The 19,345-nt window shown below is 60.8% G+C and carries 12 protein-coding genes; 6 read left to right on the forward strand and 6 right to left on the reverse strand.

Annotated elements, in window-relative coordinates; translation table 11 throughout:
• Window positions 1–61: 61 nt before the first annotated feature.
• Entirely contained in the window at window positions 62–1,150 is a 1,089-nt protein-coding gene (locus OR601_RS03170) for a sensor histidine kinase (protein WP_265592173.1), read from the forward strand.
• Here OR601_RS03170 and OR601_RS03175 read toward each other — a convergent pair.
• Complete coding sequence (locus OR601_RS03175) at window positions 1,147–3,417, reverse strand: KUP/HAK/KT family potassium transporter (protein WP_323373084.1); 2,271 nt, start codon at window positions 3,415–3,417, stop codon at window positions 1,147–1,149. The genes OR601_RS03170 and OR601_RS03175 overlap by 4 nt on opposite strands.
• A gap of 371 nt (window positions 3,418–3,788) precedes the next feature.
• Here OR601_RS03175 and OR601_RS03180 point away from each other — a divergent pair, with 371 nt between their 5' ends.
• Window positions 3,789–5,270 (forward strand): S10 family peptidase, encoded by a 1,482-nt coding sequence (locus OR601_RS03180; protein WP_265592174.1) that lies wholly within the window; start codon window positions 3,789–3,791, stop codon window positions 5,268–5,270.
• 147 nt (window positions 5,271–5,417) lie between these two features.
• Here the strand turns inward: OR601_RS03180 and rlmKL are convergent, their stop codons facing one another.
• From rlmKL to yihA, 3 genes are all read right to left on the reverse strand, one after another.
• Window positions 5,418–7,997 (reverse strand): bifunctional 23S rRNA (guanine(2069)-N(7))-methyltransferase RlmK/23S rRNA (guanine(2445)-N(2))-methyltransferase RlmL, encoded by a 2,580-nt coding sequence (gene rlmKL, locus OR601_RS03185; protein ID WP_265592175.1) that lies wholly within the window; start codon window positions 7,995–7,997, stop codon window positions 5,418–5,420.
• A gap of 122 nt (window positions 7,998–8,119) precedes the next feature.
• Window positions 8,120–9,031 (reverse strand): cysteine synthase A, encoded by a 912-nt coding sequence (cysK, locus tag OR601_RS03190; RefSeq protein WP_265592176.1) that lies wholly within the window; start codon window positions 9,029–9,031, stop codon window positions 8,120–8,122.
• Between the two features lie 92 nt (window positions 9,032–9,123).
• Window positions 9,124–9,711: a ribosome biogenesis GTP-binding protein YihA/YsxC gene (gene yihA / locus OR601_RS03195; RefSeq protein WP_265592177.1), complete on the reverse strand. Its 588-nt coding sequence runs from the start codon at window positions 9,709–9,711 to the stop codon at window positions 9,124–9,126.
• 237 nt (window positions 9,712–9,948) lie between these two features.
• On the opposite strand from yihA, the gene OR601_RS03200 reads away from it, so the two are divergent.
• Window positions 9,949–11,679, forward strand: coding sequence for a phospho-sugar mutase (locus OR601_RS03200; RefSeq protein ID WP_265592178.1), 1,731 nt, complete (start codon window positions 9,949–9,951; stop codon window positions 11,677–11,679).
• Window positions 11,680–11,854: 175 nt separating this feature from the next.
• Here OR601_RS03200 and OR601_RS03205 read toward each other — a convergent pair whose 3' ends face one another.
• Window positions 11,855–12,985, reverse strand: a complete 1,131-nt coding sequence (locus OR601_RS03205; protein WP_265592179.1) for a hypothetical protein — start codon at window positions 12,983–12,985, stop codon at window positions 11,855–11,857.
• A gap of 343 nt (window positions 12,986–13,328) precedes the next feature.
• On the opposite strand from OR601_RS03205, the gene OR601_RS03210 reads away from it, so the two are divergent.
• The 3 genes from OR601_RS03210 (at window position 13,329) to argH (ending at window position 16,890) form a co-directional block, all read left to right on the forward strand.
• Window positions 13,329–13,763, forward strand: a complete 435-nt coding sequence (locus OR601_RS03210) for an arginine repressor (protein WP_265592180.1) — start codon at window positions 13,329–13,331, stop codon at window positions 13,761–13,763.
• Window positions 13,764–13,970: 207 nt separating this feature from the next.
• Window positions 13,971–15,317, forward strand: coding sequence for an argininosuccinate synthase (locus tag OR601_RS03215; RefSeq protein ID WP_265592181.1), 1,347 nt, complete (start codon window positions 13,971–13,973; stop codon window positions 15,315–15,317).
• Window positions 15,318–15,456: 139 nt separating this feature from the next.
• Window positions 15,457–16,890 carry an argininosuccinate lyase gene (gene argH / locus OR601_RS03220; RefSeq protein WP_265592182.1) on the forward strand — a complete coding sequence of 478 codons (1,434 nt, stop codon included), beginning with the start codon at window positions 15,457–15,459 and terminating at the stop codon, window positions 16,888–16,890.
• A 139-nt stretch (window positions 16,891–17,029) separates the two neighbouring features.
• Here argH and OR601_RS03225 read toward each other — a convergent pair whose 3' ends face one another.
• Window positions 17,030–19,198, reverse strand: coding sequence for a transglycosylase domain-containing protein (locus OR601_RS03225; RefSeq protein WP_265592183.1), 2,169 nt, complete (start codon window positions 19,196–19,198; stop codon window positions 17,030–17,032).
• Between the last annotated feature and the right edge of the window lie 147 nt (window positions 19,199–19,345).

Raw genomic sequence — 19,345 nt, forward strand, 5'->3', positions numbered from 1 at the left:
CTACGAGTCCCGCTACTTCTCTGTCTTCTATGACGATGCAGGCCAGGCGGTTGCCGCCGACGTGTCCCATATCGCCTCGGTGGACAAATCCGGAGCTGTCGCCCTCGCCGATGCAGTGGTCGCTCAGGCTGCCGAGAAACCCCAGCTCCCAAAGGCGGGTGCTTCTGAGGGGACTCAAAGCCCCCAGGCTTTGGGGACCTATGGCTTTTCCGGCGCCTATCGCTATCTTTTCTCGGCAGATCCTAAAGGCGAGCGCGTCACCTTCCTAGACTGCAGGCGGCAGTTGGATCAGTCTTGGCGGTCGGTGGCCACCTCGGTGGCCATGGCGGCGGCGGGCTATGGAGTGGCAAGCCTCATCATTGTGCTGGCTTCGAAACAGCTGGTGCGGCCTTTGGTAGAAGCGCAGCGAAAGCAGCGCCGTTTCATCACCGATGCAAGCCATGAGCTTAGGACGCCTCTATCCATCATCTTGGCCAACGCTGACCTGTTGGAGTTGGAGGGGGAGGGTGACCCAGAGAGCATCGGTGACATAAAGTCCCAGGTGCGACGCATGGAATCGCTCACCGATGATCTGGTGGCGCTCGCCCGTCTGGAAGAGGCTCATGCCCAGGCGAAAACCGGCTCAGTGGATCTTTCTGCAGTGGTACAAGAGGCGATCGCACCCTACGAAGCGGTGGCGGCCCAGCAATCCAAAGAGCTGATAGTCGAGGTGGCCCCTGGCCTTGTGGGCTCAGGCAGCGCTCCAGAGATGGGAAGCCTGGTGGGAATCCTTTTGGATAACGCCTTTAAGTACTCGCCGGAAGCCGCATCTGTGCAGGTGGGTCTAGCGGCCTCCAAGGATGGGAAATCGGCAGAGCTTCGCGTGTCCAACGCCACCTGCGAACCTCTGGATCCTGCCCAACTTCCCGCTCTGTTCGACCGCTTTTATCGGACCGGTGAATCCCGCGCCTCAGAGACGGGAGGCCATGGCATTGGGCTTGCCATGGCAAAGGCTCTCGTAGGGGCGGCAGGGGGGACCATTGTGGCCACCGCCCCTGAGCGCTCGACCTTTGTGATAGAGGTGTCGCTGCCCCTGCATAAAAACGTCTCCTGTCGCCGGGAGGGCGACAGGAGACGCAAGAGGCGTGGGGTGCCCAATGGTTCTAGTTAGCGCTCGTCCGGGTCATTGGGATGGGCGGGCTTCTCGGCGCCGGGCTTAGGCTTTTCGATACCCACCGGCTTGCCCTGAGCATCGAAGATGATCTTGGGGTGGCAGCCGGTGCGGTCGGAGCTCTCGTTGCCGCCAATGACGTTGGCCTCGATCTCTGCCAGGGTATCAGCCATCTCGTCTGCCAGATCGGCAGAGAGCACATCGTCTTCGTCTGACTCCTCGTCGATCTCAGGCTCGCTCAGGCCCAAGGGCACGCGCTCCAGCACAGGGGCCGGTGTGGCGCGACTAAAGAGCGGCACATACTCGAAGAGGACGCCGGAGGTGGCCAGACCGTACCACTGGGCAGCGTTGCCGCAGATGCGGCGAATGGCGTATTTTACGCTCATGACGGTGCGGTCGTTGCCGGAGAGCTCGGTCTCGGGGGTGAGGAGCTTGCGCAACATCACGAAGCGGAAGTCGCCCACCTTGCCGGGGTCGCGGTAGATGGAATAGTTGATGGGCTGGGGAGCCATCTCTCCGGTGTCTACCAGGTCGCCAATAACCTGGCGCAGGTAGGTGTTCACGCGCTGGTTCATCTTGAAGCCCAGGTGCAGGGTGACTTTGAAGATGAAGTCGGTGCCAAAGTTATTGACGGTGTAGGCGTGGGTGTAGGGCTCGTCGGTCACGCGCACCGTGAGGAAGAAGTAGCAGCGGGCACGCTTGGGGCGCTTGTCCAAAATGGAGTAGAGGATGTCGCGGTCCAACATGTCCGGGGTGGCGTCGTTGGTGAGAAACACCACGTTGTCTGCCAACATGGGGATGTGCTCATCTGCGGTAAGGCGCTCCAGCTGTGGGATATAGCGGCTGACCGGCAGATAAACCGATTGGGAGCGCTCGATGGCCGAGCCGCGGCGCCAGACATACATGATGTAGAAGATGACGGCCGCCATAAGGATGGTGACATAGCCGCCATGGAGGAACTTGGCCAGAGAGGATAGGAAGAATGCGCCTTCCAGAGCGAGGAAGAAGGCGGCAAAAACCACTGCCAGCGCGGTGTGACGGCGCACCTGAGAGAGATAGACCGTGAGCAGCAAGGTGGTCATGAGCATGGTGATGGTGATGGCCAGGCCGTAGGCGGCCTCCATGGCGTAGGAGGTCTTGAACAGCAAAACCACGCCAATGCAGCCTATCCACATGACGGTGTTCACCATGGGGATATAGAGCTGGCCCTTGGTTTGAGAGGGGTAGGTGACCCTTAGGTGGGGCAACAGGTTCAAGCGGGTGGCCTCAGAGACCAGGGTGAACGAGCCTGTGATGAGCGCCTGGCTGGCGATAAGGCCGGCCACTGCCGAAAGCACCACGGCAAAAGCGCGAAGGTCTACAGGCATCATCTCAAAGAAAGGATTCAGGCCCTCCAGGGAAGCCAGCTGGGCGTTACCGGAGTTGGCGATGATCCAAGCGCCTTGGCCCAGATAGTTGAGGAAAAGGCAGGTTACCACGAAAGGCCAGGAAGCGTAGATGTTGACTCGGCCTACATGGCCCATGTCAGAGTAAAGGGCCTCAGCACCGGTGGTAGCCAGAAAAACGAAGCCCAACACCGCAAAGCCCGCCTTATTAAGGGGCCCAAAGAGGAACATGATGCCGCGCAAGGGGTTCAAGGCGCGAAGCATGTCCCAATTGCCGGCCAGGTTCACTACGCCCATGATGGCCAGGAATAAGAACCAGATGCACATAAGGGGGCCAAAGAGCTTGCCGATGGAGTTGGTGCCCGCACGTTGGAGCAAGAACAATCCGCACAAGATCACGACGGTGATGAGCACGACGAGCGTAGGAGTGTCGCCCAAAAACGCATGGCCGGCCTCGATGGTGCGAAGGCCTTCGACGGCGGTGGTGACCGTGACTGCGGGGGTCAAGATGCCGTCTGCCAAAAGAGCAGCGCCGCCAATCATAGCGGGCAGGATGAGCCACTTGGCGCAGGAGCGCACCAGCGAGTAGAGGGCGAAGATGCCGCCTTCGTTGTGGTTGTCTGCGCGCATGGCGATAAGCACATATTTGACTGTGGTGATGAGCATCACGGTCCAAATGATGAGGGAGACGGCGCCAATGATCATGTCTTGGGAGACGCTTTCAAGGCCGCCGTTGCCCTCGACAATGGCTTTCATAACGTAGAGAGGGCTGGTGCCAATGTCACCGTAGACCACGCCCAGGGTTACAAGGGACATGCCAAGAGAGAAGGGGATTGCCCCGTGGCCCGCCTTCTTGGCGACGGCCGGAACTGTGGATGCCAAAAGATGCCTCCTCGTAGGGGTGAAAAACCCACGTAAAACGGATAGTGCTCAAGAACCTAGCGATGATACGCCTCTTTTATAAACCATGTGCTCTCAAGAAGCTCGAAGACCCTCAAGAGCGTGGCTGCACGTTGAGGAATTCCCCTAAAAAAGCGAAGGAGCAAAACGCATCTGTAAGAGAAGAAGCCCTAGGTGCAAGGCGCTTTTGAGTCTATTCCCAAGCATGCAAAAGAGCACGCAATGGCACAGGGATTTTCTCGGCTGCCTCAAGGGCTTAAATCAGAGTACTCTCAATAGGAGACCCTTGATCTTTGAGGTTATATACGCCGCACAGCTGTCCTGGCAGTGCGGCCCGCATCCAAGGAGGCCCTATGGCAGACACGTCCACCATTCCTCAAGCCCCTGCGCCCCCTGCGCCCGCGTCAGTCCCTGACTCCTCTTCAAAAGAGCTGGTGTGGCACGGCGCCAATGGGCAGCGCATAAGCTATAGGGCCACCGCTGAGCTGCTGCCCATCCATCATTACGAGACTGGGGCGCTCATAGGCACGATGTTCATGATCAGCTATCTGGCTCAAGACGGCACCGATGACCGGCCTGTGACCTTTCTTTGGAACGGCGGCCCCGGCGCTTCCTCAGACATGATCAATATCGGCGGCCTGGGTCCCCACTATGTGCCTGTGCGCGGCACGGATCATCTGAGCAATCCCAGCGTGTACAGGGACAATCCCTACACGTTGCTCCAGGAATCCGACCTGGTGTTCATCGACGCCTTTGGATGCGGCCTCTCTAAGATGGACCCTTCTTTCGACGCCAAGACGGTCTGGGGCGTCGATGGCGACGCCAGCGCCTGCGCCTCGGGAGTGGCTGCGTGGGTCCAAAAGCACCATCGCTACAATTCGCCGCTCTTCCTCTACGGTGAGTCCTATGGCACGTTGCGCAATGCCCTGGTCTTCAGGCTGCTGGGGGAGCGAGGCGTCTCTGTCACCGGCGTCGTCGAGCAGTCCTCCATCCTGGACTTCGCCCCCACGCTTTCTGGCAACGACGACTATTACTTGGGCATGCTTCCCCTCTATGCGGCTGCTGCGTGTCACTTTGGCAAGGCGGGAACGCAAAGCGCCGTCTCTGAGTGGTGGGACAAGGCTCAAAGCTTTGCAGATACCACGTTGGCGAGCGCCATCACCCAGGGGGACAATCTCTCGACAGAGACGTTTAACGATGTGGCCCAAGAGATGAGCCGGCTCATTGGCCTGAGCCCTGACTTTATCAAGAGCCGCGGCCTTCGTATCGAGCTCGATGACTTCAGGGCCCATCTCTTGGAATCCGAGGGCAAGTTTATCGGGCGCTACGACATGCGCTATACCTCCTTTGCCTATAAGCCCGTCCAAGGGAACAGCGAGTTTTTCTCGGGCGAAGACCCCTCTATGGACGCCATCAATTCCCCTTACGTCTCGGCCTATCTACGCTTGGTCCAAGAGACAGGCTATGAGGTGGACCCCAACTACAACGCCCTCAACTTCAAGGTGAACCAGGCATGGAACTGGGCTCATCAGGCGCCAGGCACCCAGGGGATGCCCACCGTGCCCGACGGGTCCTTTGACATCTCTTGCGCCCTGCGACGCAATCCCCGAGCTCGTATCCTTTTCATTGGCGGCTATTTCGATGCAGCGACACCCTTCTGGAACGTGCGCCACGACATGGCCAAACTCTTCTTGCCGCCCGAGCTCAAGGCGCAGATCCAGTATCGCGTCTATGAGACGGGCCACATGACCTATGCCGACGACAAGGTGCCCGCCCTCTTGGCCGCCGACCTCAAAGCGTTCTACGGCAAATGCACGCGCGCGCTGGACGACTAGGGTTTCTCGGCAAATAGTCGCTCAAGCAAAATGCGCGGTCTCCCTATGAGAGATCGCGCATTTTGCTGTTTTGCAACGCCTAAGCAAGCTGCGGTTATCTGGGCGGCCGTGCGCAAGCCCAAGGTATCCAGACCCCAAGTTCGGTGCTTAATGGCGATTGCCTCCCTGACGGCCTTGGCCCTTGCGGTTTTGGCCTTGCGGGCCGCTTCCCGTAGGCCTGCCCCCTCTGCGAGGGCCAGGGGCGCCATGGAGCCTCTGGCCTCTTGGTTGCCGAGAAGAGCTGTCCTTCCCATAGGGGCGCTTGCCCTGGGTGGCGCCATTGCCTCGTCTGCCTCGGCCGGAGTGCGAAGGCGTTGTGCGCCCGCGTGCAGCAGCCTCTTTGGCGCGCCTGGCCTTGAGCTCGGCAAGCTCCTCCTCTGAGATCGGCGTGCGGCGCACCAGATAGACGTGGTGGATCTTGGCGTTTCGCTCGAAGTCTTGAGGGATGGTGCCTTGGGTGACGTCTTGGATCTCGACGCCTGCGCGGCTTAAGGCCTCCACATCAGGAGTGAAGTTTCTCAGGTTGCAGGAGAACAGACACACGCCGTCGCGGGTGAGCAGGCGGGAGATGCCTATGAGCAGCTCGGCATGGTCTGCCTGCACATCGAAGGTGCGTGATCCCATAGAGGAGGAGTTGGAGAAGGTGGGGGGATCGCAGTAGATGAGGTCCCAGCGGTTTTTGGTGCGCCGCTGCTCGTCCACCCAGCGCAACACGTCTGCCTTGATGTACTCGTGGTTCTCTCCCACAAAGCCGTTGCGCTCCATATTGCGCTGCGCCCAGTCCAAATAGGTATAGGACAGGTCTACGGTGGTGGTGTAGCCAGCACCACCATCGGCTGCATAGACGGTGCCGGTGCCGGTATAGGCGAAGAGGTTCAGGAAGCGCTTGGAGCCCTGCATGGCCTTGGCCATCTCGCGGATCTCTGCGCGCACCAGGCGGTGATCCAGGAACAGGCCGCAATCCAAGCGATCTACCAGGTTGATCTCAAAGAGCAGGCCGCCTTCCTCCACCAGCTTGGCGCCGGGGGCAAGCGGAGCTCCGGCCACCCTGCGAAGCTTAGGCTTGCGCACCCGTGCACCCGGTGCTTTGGACTTCGCCAAGAGTTCCTGGGAGCGGATGGAGCGGGTGATGTCTTCAGGGGCCGCATACTGCGAGCCTCCCTTGGAATGCTGGCGCACGCGCAGCGCCACGTCCCGGCCTCGGACTCCCACAACTCTTGGGGCCACCGTAAGCACGTCGATCAAGCGGCGGCGGACCTTCTCGGCATCGATCTCTTTGGGAGCGGCATACTCTTGCACCACCAGCCAACGGCCGGGCGTTTGAGGGGCTCCCTGGAACAGGTCCAGTGCCACGTTGTAGTCCGGCAGGTCCTGGTCGTAGACCCGGTAGCAGGTCACGTCTTCTTCCTGGGCCCAGGACTTGCGCGCTTTGGCCACCTTCTCCAGGCGGGCGGCAAACTGGTCGGTGGCGGGCACCAGCACGGGGATCTGATCGCCCCCTGCCAGAGTGACCGTGGCCGCCGGCTCTAAGGCCACATTGTCGTAGGCGCGCAGGGTGGCGTCGCCTTTGCCCAGCTTGAGCTCCAGGGTCTCTTGGGGCTCCGTGCCCAGGAGGGCATCCAGAGCGGCGTCGCGGGTGAGGCAGGCGGCAGGGCAAATCTCGGGCAGTCCCGAGAAAAGCGAGGCCAAGCAAGAGAACGCCTCGGCTTCCCTGGGCGCCTCATCGGCATGGAGCCAGGAGAGGTCTGCTACTGCCAGGCGGTTCTCGCTCAAACGCTCACCCAAGTGCATCACTTCTTTTACCGAGAAGAACTCCGGTTCCCGGTCGATGCCGGCGGCGCGCAGGATAGAGCGCACGGCGGTGGCATAGCCATCGCGGCTGTCGGTAGCACAAAGGATCAAGGGGCGGTCTTTGCCCTGGTCTGCCCGGTGCTCAGCCTCTTTGCAGATGAGCGTCCAGGTGCGGGCGGCATGCTTGAGCCAATGGGTGAACCCCCAGGTCACACGCAGGAGGCCGGGGGCACGATCCAAGGCGACCTGAGCGGCTTCTGCCACCAGCGACCCGTTGCCCGCAAAGGCCACAGCTAGAGAAGGGACGACGTCTTCGCTTACCATGTGCTGCCAGCCGGAGGTCCAGAGCATGGCAGCGGCATAGTCTGCCCTTAGCGCGGGGATGGTGGCTCTGCGCTCGGCGCGCTCATAACCGCGCTGGAACAGCGCGGCGCCAGAAAGGTCGATGCCAACGGAGAGGTGCCCCTCGCGCAAGCGCACGCGAATACGAAGGTCAGGGCGCTGGGTGTCCACATTGGGACGCACGCCGCGCATCGCCAACATGCGGTCGACGATAGCGTCCTTCACACGCTGGGACACATAGCGGGTGTTGTCGAGCCCCGCCGATTCGCCAGTGGAAAAGACGGCAAAAGTGGAGGAGGGGGCCAAGTGCTCCTCCCAAGGTATGGCAGAAGCTACTTGGTAGAGGTCTTCTGGGCCAGAGATGGGGGCCTGCTCGATAACGGCTACGATGGTGCTGGCCATGCGGCTCCACATGCAGGCGGTATAGGCGTCGCGCAGGGGTCCCTCGAAAGAAACCTGGCCCATAAGGGGGCGCACTCGAGAAGCGCCAAGGGATTCAAGCTCTGAAGCCAAGAGGTGCTCAAGACCCGTGGGGCAGGTAGCGTAAAAACGCATATAGCCGCCTTTCTTCCTTTTTCAAGCAGACACAGACACCATCCTAACGGTCTCAGGCGCCTATGTCTGCTAATTCATACCATTGGCCCAGCAGGCCTCAGTTATCTTGTGCTCCTTGGCGGTTAGAGCTCTACCGAGAGATAGCGCTCGCCGGTATCCGGCAGCACGGCGACGATGACGGCTCCCTCAAAGTCAGGGCGAGAAGCCAGCGCCAAGGCGGCTGCCACCGCAGCGCCCGAGGAGATGCCCACAAAAAGCCCCAGCTCTTCTGAGAGGCGCACTTTGGCGGCGATGGCGTCGTCAGAGGTGACAGGCACAACCTCGTCTACCACCGAAGCGTCGTAGTTGTCAGGGATGAAGTTGGCGCCGATGCCTTGGATCTTGTGGGGCCCGGCGGGCTTTCCGACAAGCACCTGAGACTCGGCAGGCTCCACGGCAACCGAATAGACGGAGGGCTTCATCTCTTTGAGGAAGCGTGCGGTGCCAGAGATGGTGCCGCCGGTGCCTACACCGGCCACGATGGCATCCACGCCGCCATCGGTGTCATGCCAGATCTCAGGGCCAGTGGTGCGGTAGTGGGCCAGAGGGTTCTCGGGATTAGAGAACTGGCCCATGACCTTGGCTCCCTCGATCTCTTTCTCCAACTGAGCGGCCTTGTCCACCGAGCCTGCCATACCTTCGGGGCCCGGGGTGAGCACGATTTTCGCACCATAGGCCGCCGCAAGCTTGCGGCGCTCGACGCTCATGGTCTCAGGCATCACCAAGATCATGGAATAGCCGCGCTCGGCAGCGATCATGGCCAGCCCCACGCCGGTGTTGCCGCTGGTGGGCTCGATGATGGTGCCTCCGGGCTTGAGCGTGCCGTCCAGCTCTGCGGCGTCGACCATGGCGCGGGCTATGCGGTCTTTTGCAGAGCCGCCAGGGTTTTTGGCTTCGAGCTTGCCCAAGATGGTGGCCCTGCCTTCGCAAAGCAGCGACAGGTCTACCAGCGGGGTATCTCCAATGGCTGCGCTTACGCTGGTGGCGATGTTCATAGATCCTCCTTGGTATCGCCTGGTTAAAACCGCTCTCTTGGCCATGCCTCTGGGCGTGGCAGGGGAGCGTGATGACTTGGTACCCAAAGCCGTTAGAGCGTTGCCTTTGCGATGGCGGCTTTGATCTCGTCAATGCCGGCGCCGGTGGCAGAGGAGCTCACCAAAAGATCCGACGGCTCCATCCCCAGCTCCTTGGCGATCAAGGACCTTTGGCGCCCCTGTTGCGAGCGGCTGAGCTTATCGGCTTTAGTAAGCACGATTTGCAAGGGGTAGTCGCCTTCTTGGAGGAAGGCCACCATGTCGCGGTCGAGGGCAGAGGGCTCGTGGCGTATGTCTATCAAAGAGATCACCAGGTTGAAGCTGCGCTCCTGGCCAAAGTAGCCGGCGATGAGGTCTGCCCACCGTTGCTTTTCTGAGCCGCTGACGGCTGCATAACCGTAACCGGGCAGATCCACTAGATAGATGCCGTCCACATCATAGAAGTTGATAGTGGCCGTTTTGCCGGGCTTGGCGCTTACCTTGGCCAACGCCTTGCGACCTACCAGCCGGTTGAGCAGGGACGACTTGCCCACGTTGGAGCGCCCAACAATGGCTACCTCGGGACGAGCGGCCTCTGGCAGCTGTTCAGCAGTGCCAAAGGCCGCCTCGAAGCGGGCGTCAGAATAGTTGATCTTTGCCATAGGGATGCCTTTCTATGCGCGTCTCTGTTCATGATGCCCGACTCGACGGCCTGCTATGGCCCCGGTGCATATATTTGCGGATTCTTCTGTTAAAAAAGTGCGTTGGCCTCCATTCAGCCTACTACCAGGGTTGTAGGGACAGCCGCGCTTCTAAAATGAGCTGAAGAGGAGTCACGCAGGTTTCTTTTAGGGACCTGTGGATTTGGTTCCACACATATCCACAAGGAAGGGATACCCATGGAAAAGACCATCCAGGAGCGCGCGCAGCTCTGGAAAGAGAATGTCGACGAACCTGAGCTCATCGCCGAGCTTGAGGATCTGTTGGCCAAGAACGATGAAGATTCTATTGTCGATGCCTTCTATCGCGATCTGGAGTTTGGCACCGCCGGCCTTCGCGGCGTGCTGGGCGTAGGCACCAACCGCATGAACGTCTACACCGTCTCCCAGGCCACCCAAGGCCTGGCAGACTATCTGAACGCCCACTTCGAGAACCCTTGCGTGGCCATCATGCGCGACTCGCGCAACAAGGGCGAGGAGTTTGTGAAGGCCGCTGCCAGCGTGCTCGCCGCCAACGGCGTGAAGTCTTTGGTGGCTCCTCGCATCGAGCCGGTGCCCGTGCTCTCCTTCACCACCCGTCATCTGGAGTGCTCGGCAGGCATCGTCATCACTGCCTCCCACAACCCCGCTCCCTACAACGGCTACAAGGTCTACGGTCCCGACGGCTGCCAGATCGCCAATGAGGCTGCCGACGAGATCCAGGATTCCATCAACAAGACCGACATCTTCAACGGCGTGAAGACCATGGACTTTGGTCAAGCCGAGGAGCAGGGCCTGGTGAGCTGGATCCCCGATCAGGTCATCGAGGACTACCTGGACGCCATCCAGACCGTCTCTGTTCCTGGCTGCGTGGCCGAGGACGGCTCCTTCAAGGTGGTCTACACCCCGCTCAACGGAAGCGGCCTGGAGTGCGTCACCAAGATTTTGTCTCGCGTAGGCATCGACAACGTGGTGGTAGTGCCTGAGCAAAAAGAGCCCAACGGCGATTTCCCCACCTGCCCCTATCCCAACCCCGAGATCCGCGAGGCTCTGCAAAAGGGTTTGGAGCTCTGCGACGAGGTCAAGCCCGACCTGCTTCTGGCCACTGACCCCGACGCCGACCGCGTGGGCGTCGCCGTGCCTCACAACGGCGACTACAAACTGCTCTCCGGCAACGAGGTAGGCGTCCTGCTTATCGACTGGCTCACCCGCCTCAAGCAGGAGGCTGGCGAGGACGTCGCCCGCAAGGTGGCCGTCTCCACCATCGTCTCCAGCTCCATGCCGGACGCGCTGGCCGCCCACTACGGCTTCGAGATGCGCCGCGTGCTCACCGGCTTCAAGTACATCGGCGGCCAGATCGACATGCTCACCTCCAAGGGCGAGGGCGACCGCTACCTGCTGGGCTTCGAGGAGTCCTACGGCTATCTGGCCGGCACCCACGCTCGCGACAAGGATGCCGTGGTCACTTCCATGCTCATCTGCGAGATGGCCGGCTGGTATGCCAAGCAGGGCAAAGACCTCTACGAGGCCATGGACGAGCTCTACCGCGAGTTTGGCTTCTACCTCAACGGCGTGGTGAACGTCACCTTCCCCGGCGCCGCTGGCGCCGACAAGATGGCTTCCATCATGGCCGGCCTGCGCGAGCAGCAGCCTGCCACCATCGCCGGCTACGACGTCGAGGGCTATACCGACTACGCCTCGGGCGTCGAGATGCCCATCGTCTACAAGGATCCTGAGGACCCCATCCAGATCCTGCCCTCCGCCAACGTGCTGGAGTTCCGCCTCGCTGGCGGCCACAAGGTCATCGTGCGCCCCTCGGGCACCGAGCCCAAGATCAAGGCGTACCTGTTCTCTGTGGGCGAGACCCGCGAAGAGGCCGAGGCCGTCCAGGACAAGCTGGCCATCGACGCCAAGGAGAACCTGCTGGCCTAAGCGCGCTCCTAAGGGGATCCGCGGCGCCGTGCGCGCCCTACTGAAGAAGGCACCTCATCTTTTGAGATGGCGTGCCTTCTCTTGTGCATCCAATGAGAGACAACGCTCTCTGAGCCACGGGAGGCCTTGAGAGGGCAGGACGCCCGTTGGCCTCCTTGCCGAGAAACCCTTGGCCTCAGGACTTGGCAGCGGCGCTAAACCTGAAGGCACTAGAGAGGTCGGAGGCTACGGTCGCCGGATCCCACTGATGGGCGCTGTTGGCCGTGGAGGCGGGATCGTAGACCTTGAGAGCGCCATCGTCGCCGGGAGCCAAAAGCACCCAGTGGGCGGTGGCGCCTAGAGCCCCGCCGCTGGTCTGGGCTACCACGTATGCGTTGTCTTTGAGGGCATCGGCGAGCACAGAGACCTGGTTGCCGGCTTGAGAGGCTCCTTGCGTGCCGCTCTGAGCGCTGGAGCTATCGGAAGACTGCGAGGATTCGCCAGAGGTGGCGGAGGCGATATCCAGCGGCGTGATGGTGACGCCTAGGTCGGAGCTCTTCTCGGTAAAGAAAGAGGGATCGGTGCCTGAGTCCCCGGTGGCCTTGGAGGCATCGGCTGCCAGCTTGGCGATGGCGGCAGGGGAGAGGTCGGGGCTGCCGGTAAGGGCCATGATCGCCATAGAGGCGGCTACTGGGCCTGAACCTGCAGTGGCCATATAGCCGTCGCCGTAGCTGCGGTAGCCCCACTGAAGATCCCAATCAAACAGCTCGGGGACGGTGCCTGCGGTGAGGTCGCCGGTGTAGGCGGCGGGCTCTTGGGAGTCGGCGTCTTTGCCGGCGGTGGGCCAGTTGTAGACAAAGGAGACTGCGCCAGGCTCTGCCAGGGCAAGAGAAAGCAGGGACTCGGGATAGTTCTCTGGATGCTGAGCCAGCTCTTCGATTTGCTGGGCGCGGGCGAGGGCCTGGGAGTAGCCGGTTTTAAGGTCGTTGGGCATCTGCTCTGAGACTTGAGGGGCCTCAGGCGCGGCTTCTTGGGGATGCGAGCAGGAGGCCACCCAAAAGATGATAAGGACGATCACAATAAGGATGGCGGCGGCCAGCACGATGAAGTGAGGGTCTACGGCATTGATGCGCCCCCGGCGCCCCGCGAAGTTGATGGGGTGGCGCTGGAGCTGATAGCCGCTGGCGTTGCGCCGACGCTGGCTGGGGGTCTGCAGCCCGCGACCGTGGAGCTGCGGGGAGCCGGTGCGGCGGCGTTGGCGCGATCTGGAGGAATTGGTGTGCCTGAGCGGCGGACGCTCGCTTCCCAAATGTTGGTTCTCGTTCATAAATCCCCCTCGATACGTAATAGCGCGATGGTTCGAATAGAGCTCAATTAGATCCATGATAGCTTCTTTAGACAAGGGCTAAAAAATAGTCATGTTCTTGGGCTTCAGGAACCTGGTTGCTGCCGATAAAAACACCGATGGCCGAAGGATTTCTACCGTTGGCCGTGCCTCAATTGTTACGAAACAATCAATAGACAGCCATTAAGTGCATCAAAACTCTTTTGACAAGCCAAACTCTTTCTAAATCGCTCGGATTTCTCTTATGAGAGAGATGGGCCTTTCATACATCGTGATGCATGAAAGGTCTCCAGCACCAAAGGATTTGCGCGGAAAGGAGGAGCTCTTGGTTAAGGGACGCAACGATCGTCAAGACGCGATCCGCGAGATCGTGCGCAGCAAGAGCATCCGTACCCAGCGCGTGCTGGTCCAAGAGCTTGAGGCTGAGGGCTATGTATGCACTCAGGCTACCGTCTCTCGCGACATTGCAGACATGGGTTTGCGCAAGCTTCCTGAGGGCGTGTACGTGTTGGCTGAGGACCTCCATCTTCAGCGCATGGTTTCTGAGCTGGTTATCGGCGTGACCGCATCCAGCAGCTTGGTGCTGGTGAAAGCCCAGCCAGGCACTGCCTCTGGCATCGCTGCCGCCATCGATGCGGCAGATCTCCCAGAAGTGGTGGGAACCTTGGCGGGCAATGACACCATTTTGGTGGTGGCCACTTCCCCTGAGGCAGCTCAGGCCTTTGAGAAGCACATAGACAAGCTTCGCAACTTCCGATGATAGCGGCCATCCGGTGATGTGATCCCGGGTGTCCGCGCCCCAGACCCCAACCGCACTAGGGTATGGCGCCCTGGTGGGTTGGCCGCACCGTTGGTAGGTCCCAACGGGCGGGCAGTCCTCAAGCAACGACTTCAAAAACTACATAGTCGTCTTTCACAGCTTTATTTAAGGCTTGTGATTGTCTCGGATCTCGCGAAGGAGCTTCTCATGACTCACACTGCTACTGCCTCTACTGCCGCCCAGACCTCTGCCCCCAAGGGCAAAGTAGTGCTTGCCTATTCCGGCGGCTTGGACACCTCCTGTTTGATTCCTTGGCTTCAGGAACAAGGTTACGAGGTGGTGACTGCTATTGCTGCCTTGGGCCAGCCCGGTTCCTCCGACATCGACGCCATCGCCCAGAAGGCCATCTCGCTGGGTGCGGTGGCTTCCTATGCCATCGATATGCGTGAGGAATTCACTGAGGACGTCTGTGCCTGCGCCATCAAGGCCAATGCGCTTTATGAGAACAAGTACCCTTTGCTCTCCGCACTTTCGCGTCCGGTGATCTGCAAGCACATGGTAGACATCGCCCACAAGGAGGGCGCTGTGGCCATCGCCCATGGCTGCACCGGCAAGGGCAACGACCAGGTACGTTTCGAGCTGGAGTGCAAGGCGCTCGATCCCAATCTGGAGATCTTGGGCCCGGTGCGCGACTGGGACCTGCTCACCCGCTCCCAGGAGATCGAGTACTGTGCTGACCACGGTCTTTTTATCGAGGTCACCAAAGAGTCTCCCTACTCCATCGACGAGAACGTCTGGGGTCGCGCCATCGAGTGCGGCGTGCTGGAAAATCCCTGGAACGAGCCACCGGCAGACGTCTGGGTCATGACTGCGGATCCCCTCGAGGCGCCCGACCAGCCCGTTGACATTGTGATCTCCTTCGAGGCCGGCAAACCCTGCGCCCTCAACGGCGAAAATCTGGGCATGCTGGAGCTCATCACCAAGCTCAACCACATTGCCGGCGAGGCGGGTTTTGGCCGCATCGACATGATCGAAGACCGCGTCATCGGCATCAAGAGCCGCGAGTGCTACGAGCAGCCCGCCGCCCTCACCCTTATCAAGGCCCATCAAGCCCTGGAGAGCCTCTGCTTGCCTGGCGATGTGCTCAATACCAAGCTGGAGCTGGAGCATCAGTGGGCCAAGCAGGTCTATAGCGGCCTTTGGTACAGCCCCTTGAAAGACGCGTTGGACGCCTTCTTCGAGGCCACCCAAAAGACCGTCACCGGCGATGTGCGCTTGCGCCTTTACAAGGGTTCCTGCACGGTCATTGGCACCAAGTCTGCTCACTCCATGTACGACTTTGGTCTGGCCACCTATGACGAGGGCGACACCTACGACCGCACTGCCGCCAAGGGCTTCATGGATCTCTTTGGCCTGCCCAACAAGGTCTGGGCCCAGCGCTCGCTGGAGGAGCTGGCAGAGTCTGCAGATGCGACCGACGCCTTCCTGCACACCCCGCTGGTCTTGAGCGTCGAGGCTGCCGGGGCTCCCGCCCAGGTGAAGTCCTTCTCTTAAAAACCCACCCTACCTCTCGTCACAGGAGCGCAGGCTTTTGGTGCAGCGACTCGGGCCAAAAGCCTGCGCATCTGTCGTTAAGATTCCTTGCCGATACACGCCGCCATCCCAGATGGCGCCATGCCAGAAAGTAGGACCTATGAGCCAGACAGAGACCGCCTCAAACGCTGCGCCCTTATGGGGCGGTCGTTTCTCGGCAACGCCTGAAGGCGCCCTGGAGCTCTTTGGAGCCTCGTTGGGCTTTGACCAGCGGCTGTGGCCCTACGATATCGCCGGATCGCGCGCTCATGCCAAGATGCTGGGAGCCCAAGAGATCCTTTCTGCACAAGACGTGGATGCGATCCTTCAAGGGCTCGACCAGGTGGCCGCTGCCATCAAGGCAGGAGAACTCGCCTTTGACCCGGCTCAAGACGAAGACGTGCACATGGCGGTGGAACGGGAGCTCACAGCCAGGATCGGCGCTGCGGGAGGCAGGCTGCATACCGGCAGGTCGAGAAACGACCAGTCGGTCACAGACCTTCGCCTCTTTGCCAAGGATCAGGCGTGGGCGCTCTGGGAAGCCCTGGGCGCGCTGGCGGAGGCCTGCATTGCCAGGGCTCGGCAGGAGATGGGCGTGGTGATGCCCGGCTACACGCACCTGCAGCCGGCGCAGCCAGTGCTTTTCTCCCATCATCTTCTGGCCTATGGATGGATGTTTTTGCGGGATATGGAGCGCATGGCGCAGGCTGCGGCTGCAGCCGACAAGTCGCCTTTGGGAGCTGCAGCGCTGGCAGGCACCACCTACCCGCTGGACCGCTTCCAAACGGCCTCTGAGCTGGGCATGAGCGCGCCTATTCCCAACTCTATGGACGCAGTGGCAGACCGCGACTTTGCCGCAGATCTCATCTACGCCTGCTCCATGGCCCAGATGCACCTGTCGCGCCTCTGCGAGGAGCTGGTCGTCTGGTCTTCTGCCGAGTTTGGCTTCATCGAGATGGACGACGCCCACTCCACTGGCTCCTCCATCATGCCTCAAAAGAAAAACCCCGACTTTTGCGAGCTGGTGCGCGGCAAGACCGGCCGCGTCTATGGCGACCTCATGAGCCTGCTTACGGTGCTCAAAGGCCTGCCGCTCACCTACGACAAGGACCTTCAAGAGGACAAGGAGCCGCTCTTTGATGCTGTAGACACCGTGGCGGGATCGGTGGACGCCTGCTGCGGCATGATCGCCACCATGAAGGTGAAGCGCGACGCCATGGCTTCTGCCAGCCACGAGGGCTATATGGCCGCTACTGATCTAGCCGATTACCTGGTGGGGCAAGGCATGCCTTTCCGCGAGGCCCACGGGGTGGTGGGGCGCCTGGTGGCCGACTGCGTAGCGCAAGGCCTTACCCTCCAGCAGCTCACCTTAGACGAGCTGCGCAGCTATTCGCCCCTCTTCGACCAAGGGGCTCTGGAGGCAGTGAAGATCGACCAAGTGGTGGCCCAACGCACCACCTACGGAGGCACCGCTCCTGTCGCCGTGGAGCACCAGCTTCAAGAGATCCAGGAGGCGTTGGCCTCCCAGCGGCAGTCGCGCATCCAAGCCTCCTAACTGCTTCAACCTTTGGGGGCGCGGGTTTATCGGCAGCAAAAAGGGCTTCTTGGCAGGAATCGCTCCTTGCCGAGAAGCCCTTTGCTTTAGGGGTCGCGCGCGTGGGCGTAGACTCAAAGCCAGCGAAGTGCTGGGATGTTTAAGGGGTGGGTGCAGTTTGGCCTGCCTCGCCGCCACCTTGAGCGGCGCCGCCTGAGGTGTCGCCACCCTCTGTGCCACCTGTGCCCTCTGTGCCTTGGGACGGGGCAGGCGTTTGGGTCTCGGGCTGGGTTTGGGAGGCCTCGGGCTCGGTTTGGGTAGGTGCCTGCTCTTGTGGCTGCTGCTGTTGAGGGGTGCTCTGAGAGCGGCGGCTGGAGCTGCCCGAGCTCGAGGCGGTGCCGCGCGAGAACTCCCAAGAGCTGTTGGGTTTGTAGGCGGGCGCAGTTTCCTCGGTAAACTCTTGTCGAGGGGTGTCTCCCAAGTAGGCTTTCACAAAGTTGGCCCAGATGGGGCAGGAGCTGTTGGAGGGGTGGCCGTCGGACCCGTCAATGACCACGGTCTTGGAGGAGTCGGGATAGCCGGTCCATACCGCCACGGCGATCTGGGGCGTGTACCCGCAGAACCAGAGGTTGTCTGCGAGGTCTGTGGTGCCCGTCTTGCCGGCTATAGGCTGGTTGATGCCGTAGTTTTTGATGACGGAGGCAGTGGCGCCGGAGTTGGAGATGACGCCCTGGAGCACCTTGGTGGCAGCATAGACCACCGAGGGGTCCACCGCGGTGGTGGGGGAGTCCTTGTGCTCGTAGACCTTGTTGCCATTGCGATCCTCGATGCGGGTGATGGCCACCGCGTCGCGATGCTGGCCGTTGGCTGCGAGAGTCGCGTAGGCTTCTGCCATCTGCACCACGGGCACAGGGATGGTGCCCAGGGTAATGGAGTCGTAGGCAGGCAAGTCCTCGGTGACCCCCATGTCTTTGGCTGCCTGGGCGATCTTTTGGCCGCCGATGGCTTGGGCCACCTGCACATAGCCGGTGTTGGAGGAGAGCTCGGTGGCTCGAGCGAGCGAGATGTTGCCGTAGCTCACGCCGCCATAGTTTCTTACCTTCCAAGTGGAGGAAACGGTGAGGGGAGAGTTGCAATTGAGCAGCACGTCGGGGTTCACGCCTTCGCGAAGGGCCGCCACCAGGGTGAAGACCTTGAAGGTGGAACCCGGCTGGCGCAGGCCTTGGGTAGCCAGGTTCACCTGGCTTTTGGAAAAGTCGCTGCCGCCCACCATGGCCTTGATGTAGCCGGTGGAGGGGTCGATGGCCACCAGGGAGCTCTGAAGGCCCTCCTGGCCAATCTTTTGAAGCTGCTCGTTCACCGCATCCTCTGCCTGCTTTTGGGCGTCCGGATCGATGGTGGTGTAAACCTTGAGGCCACCCTTCATCACCGTGTCGCTGGAGAAATCCTGGGAAAGCAGCTCTTTGATGTATTGGGTCCAATAGGGATAGGTGCCCGTGTTGGACATGACGTTGGTGCCCAGATTGAGCTCCAGGGGGGTGTTCACCGCCTCGTCGTATTCCTCTTGGGAGATGTCGCCGGCCTCTTTCATGCGCCTGAGCACCAGGTTGCGACGCTCGATGGAGGCGTCGGGGTGCTGGGTGGGGTCATAGAGCGACGGCGAGTTGGGGATGCCTATGAGCAGGGCTGCCTGGGCCAACGTGAGGTCTTTGGCGCTCACGTTGAAGTAGGTTTTCGACGCGGCCTCGATGCCGTAGGCGCCCGAGCCGTAGTAGATGGTGTTGAGGTACATGTTAAGGATCTGGTCCTTGGAGTACTTCTTCTCCAGCTCGGTGGCGATGTAGGCCTCGCGCACCTTGCGTCGCAGGGTCTTGTCGAACTGCTCGTCAGAGAGGACGGTGTTTCGCACCAGCTGCTGGTCGATGGTGGAAGCGCCTTCGCTGCCTCCTAGAAGCGTCACCACCACGGCGCGGGCGATGCCTTGAGGGTCTACGCCGTTGTGCTGGTAGAAGCGAATGTCCTCGGTATCCACGGTGCCCTTCACCACATAGGGCGAGATCTCGTCCAAGGTGACGGCGCGACGGTTCTCCGCATAGTATTCAGCGATCACATTGCCTTGAGAGTCGAAGACCGTAGTGGGCTCAGAAACAAGGTAGGCGTCGTCAGACTCGAAGTCTGGAAGGTCTTTGAGCCAGTTGTCGACCACGGTTCCTAAGGAGAAGGCCAAGGCAATGGTGATGAGTACGATGAAGCCCAGAAGCCCCGCAATGCCAAAGCCAACGAAATGGGTCCTCGAGTGCCTGCGGGCACGTCGGGTCCTGATTCCCATAAAGGTCCTCCTTTACTTTACGTCCCTGTGCATTATCGGTCATGAAGGCACCGTTAGGTCTATGGGGCGCTCGATTCATCTCATTTATGAAATATCGTCACCGCTGTGATAAATAGCTGTAAGAGCGCCTGTTTAACCGGCAGTTAC

The organism is Leptogranulimonas caecicola (assembly GCF_023168405.1).
In the GTDB taxonomy this organism is placed as follows: domain Bacteria; phylum Actinomycetota; class Coriobacteriia; order Coriobacteriales; family Atopobiaceae; genus Leptogranulimonas; species Leptogranulimonas caecicola.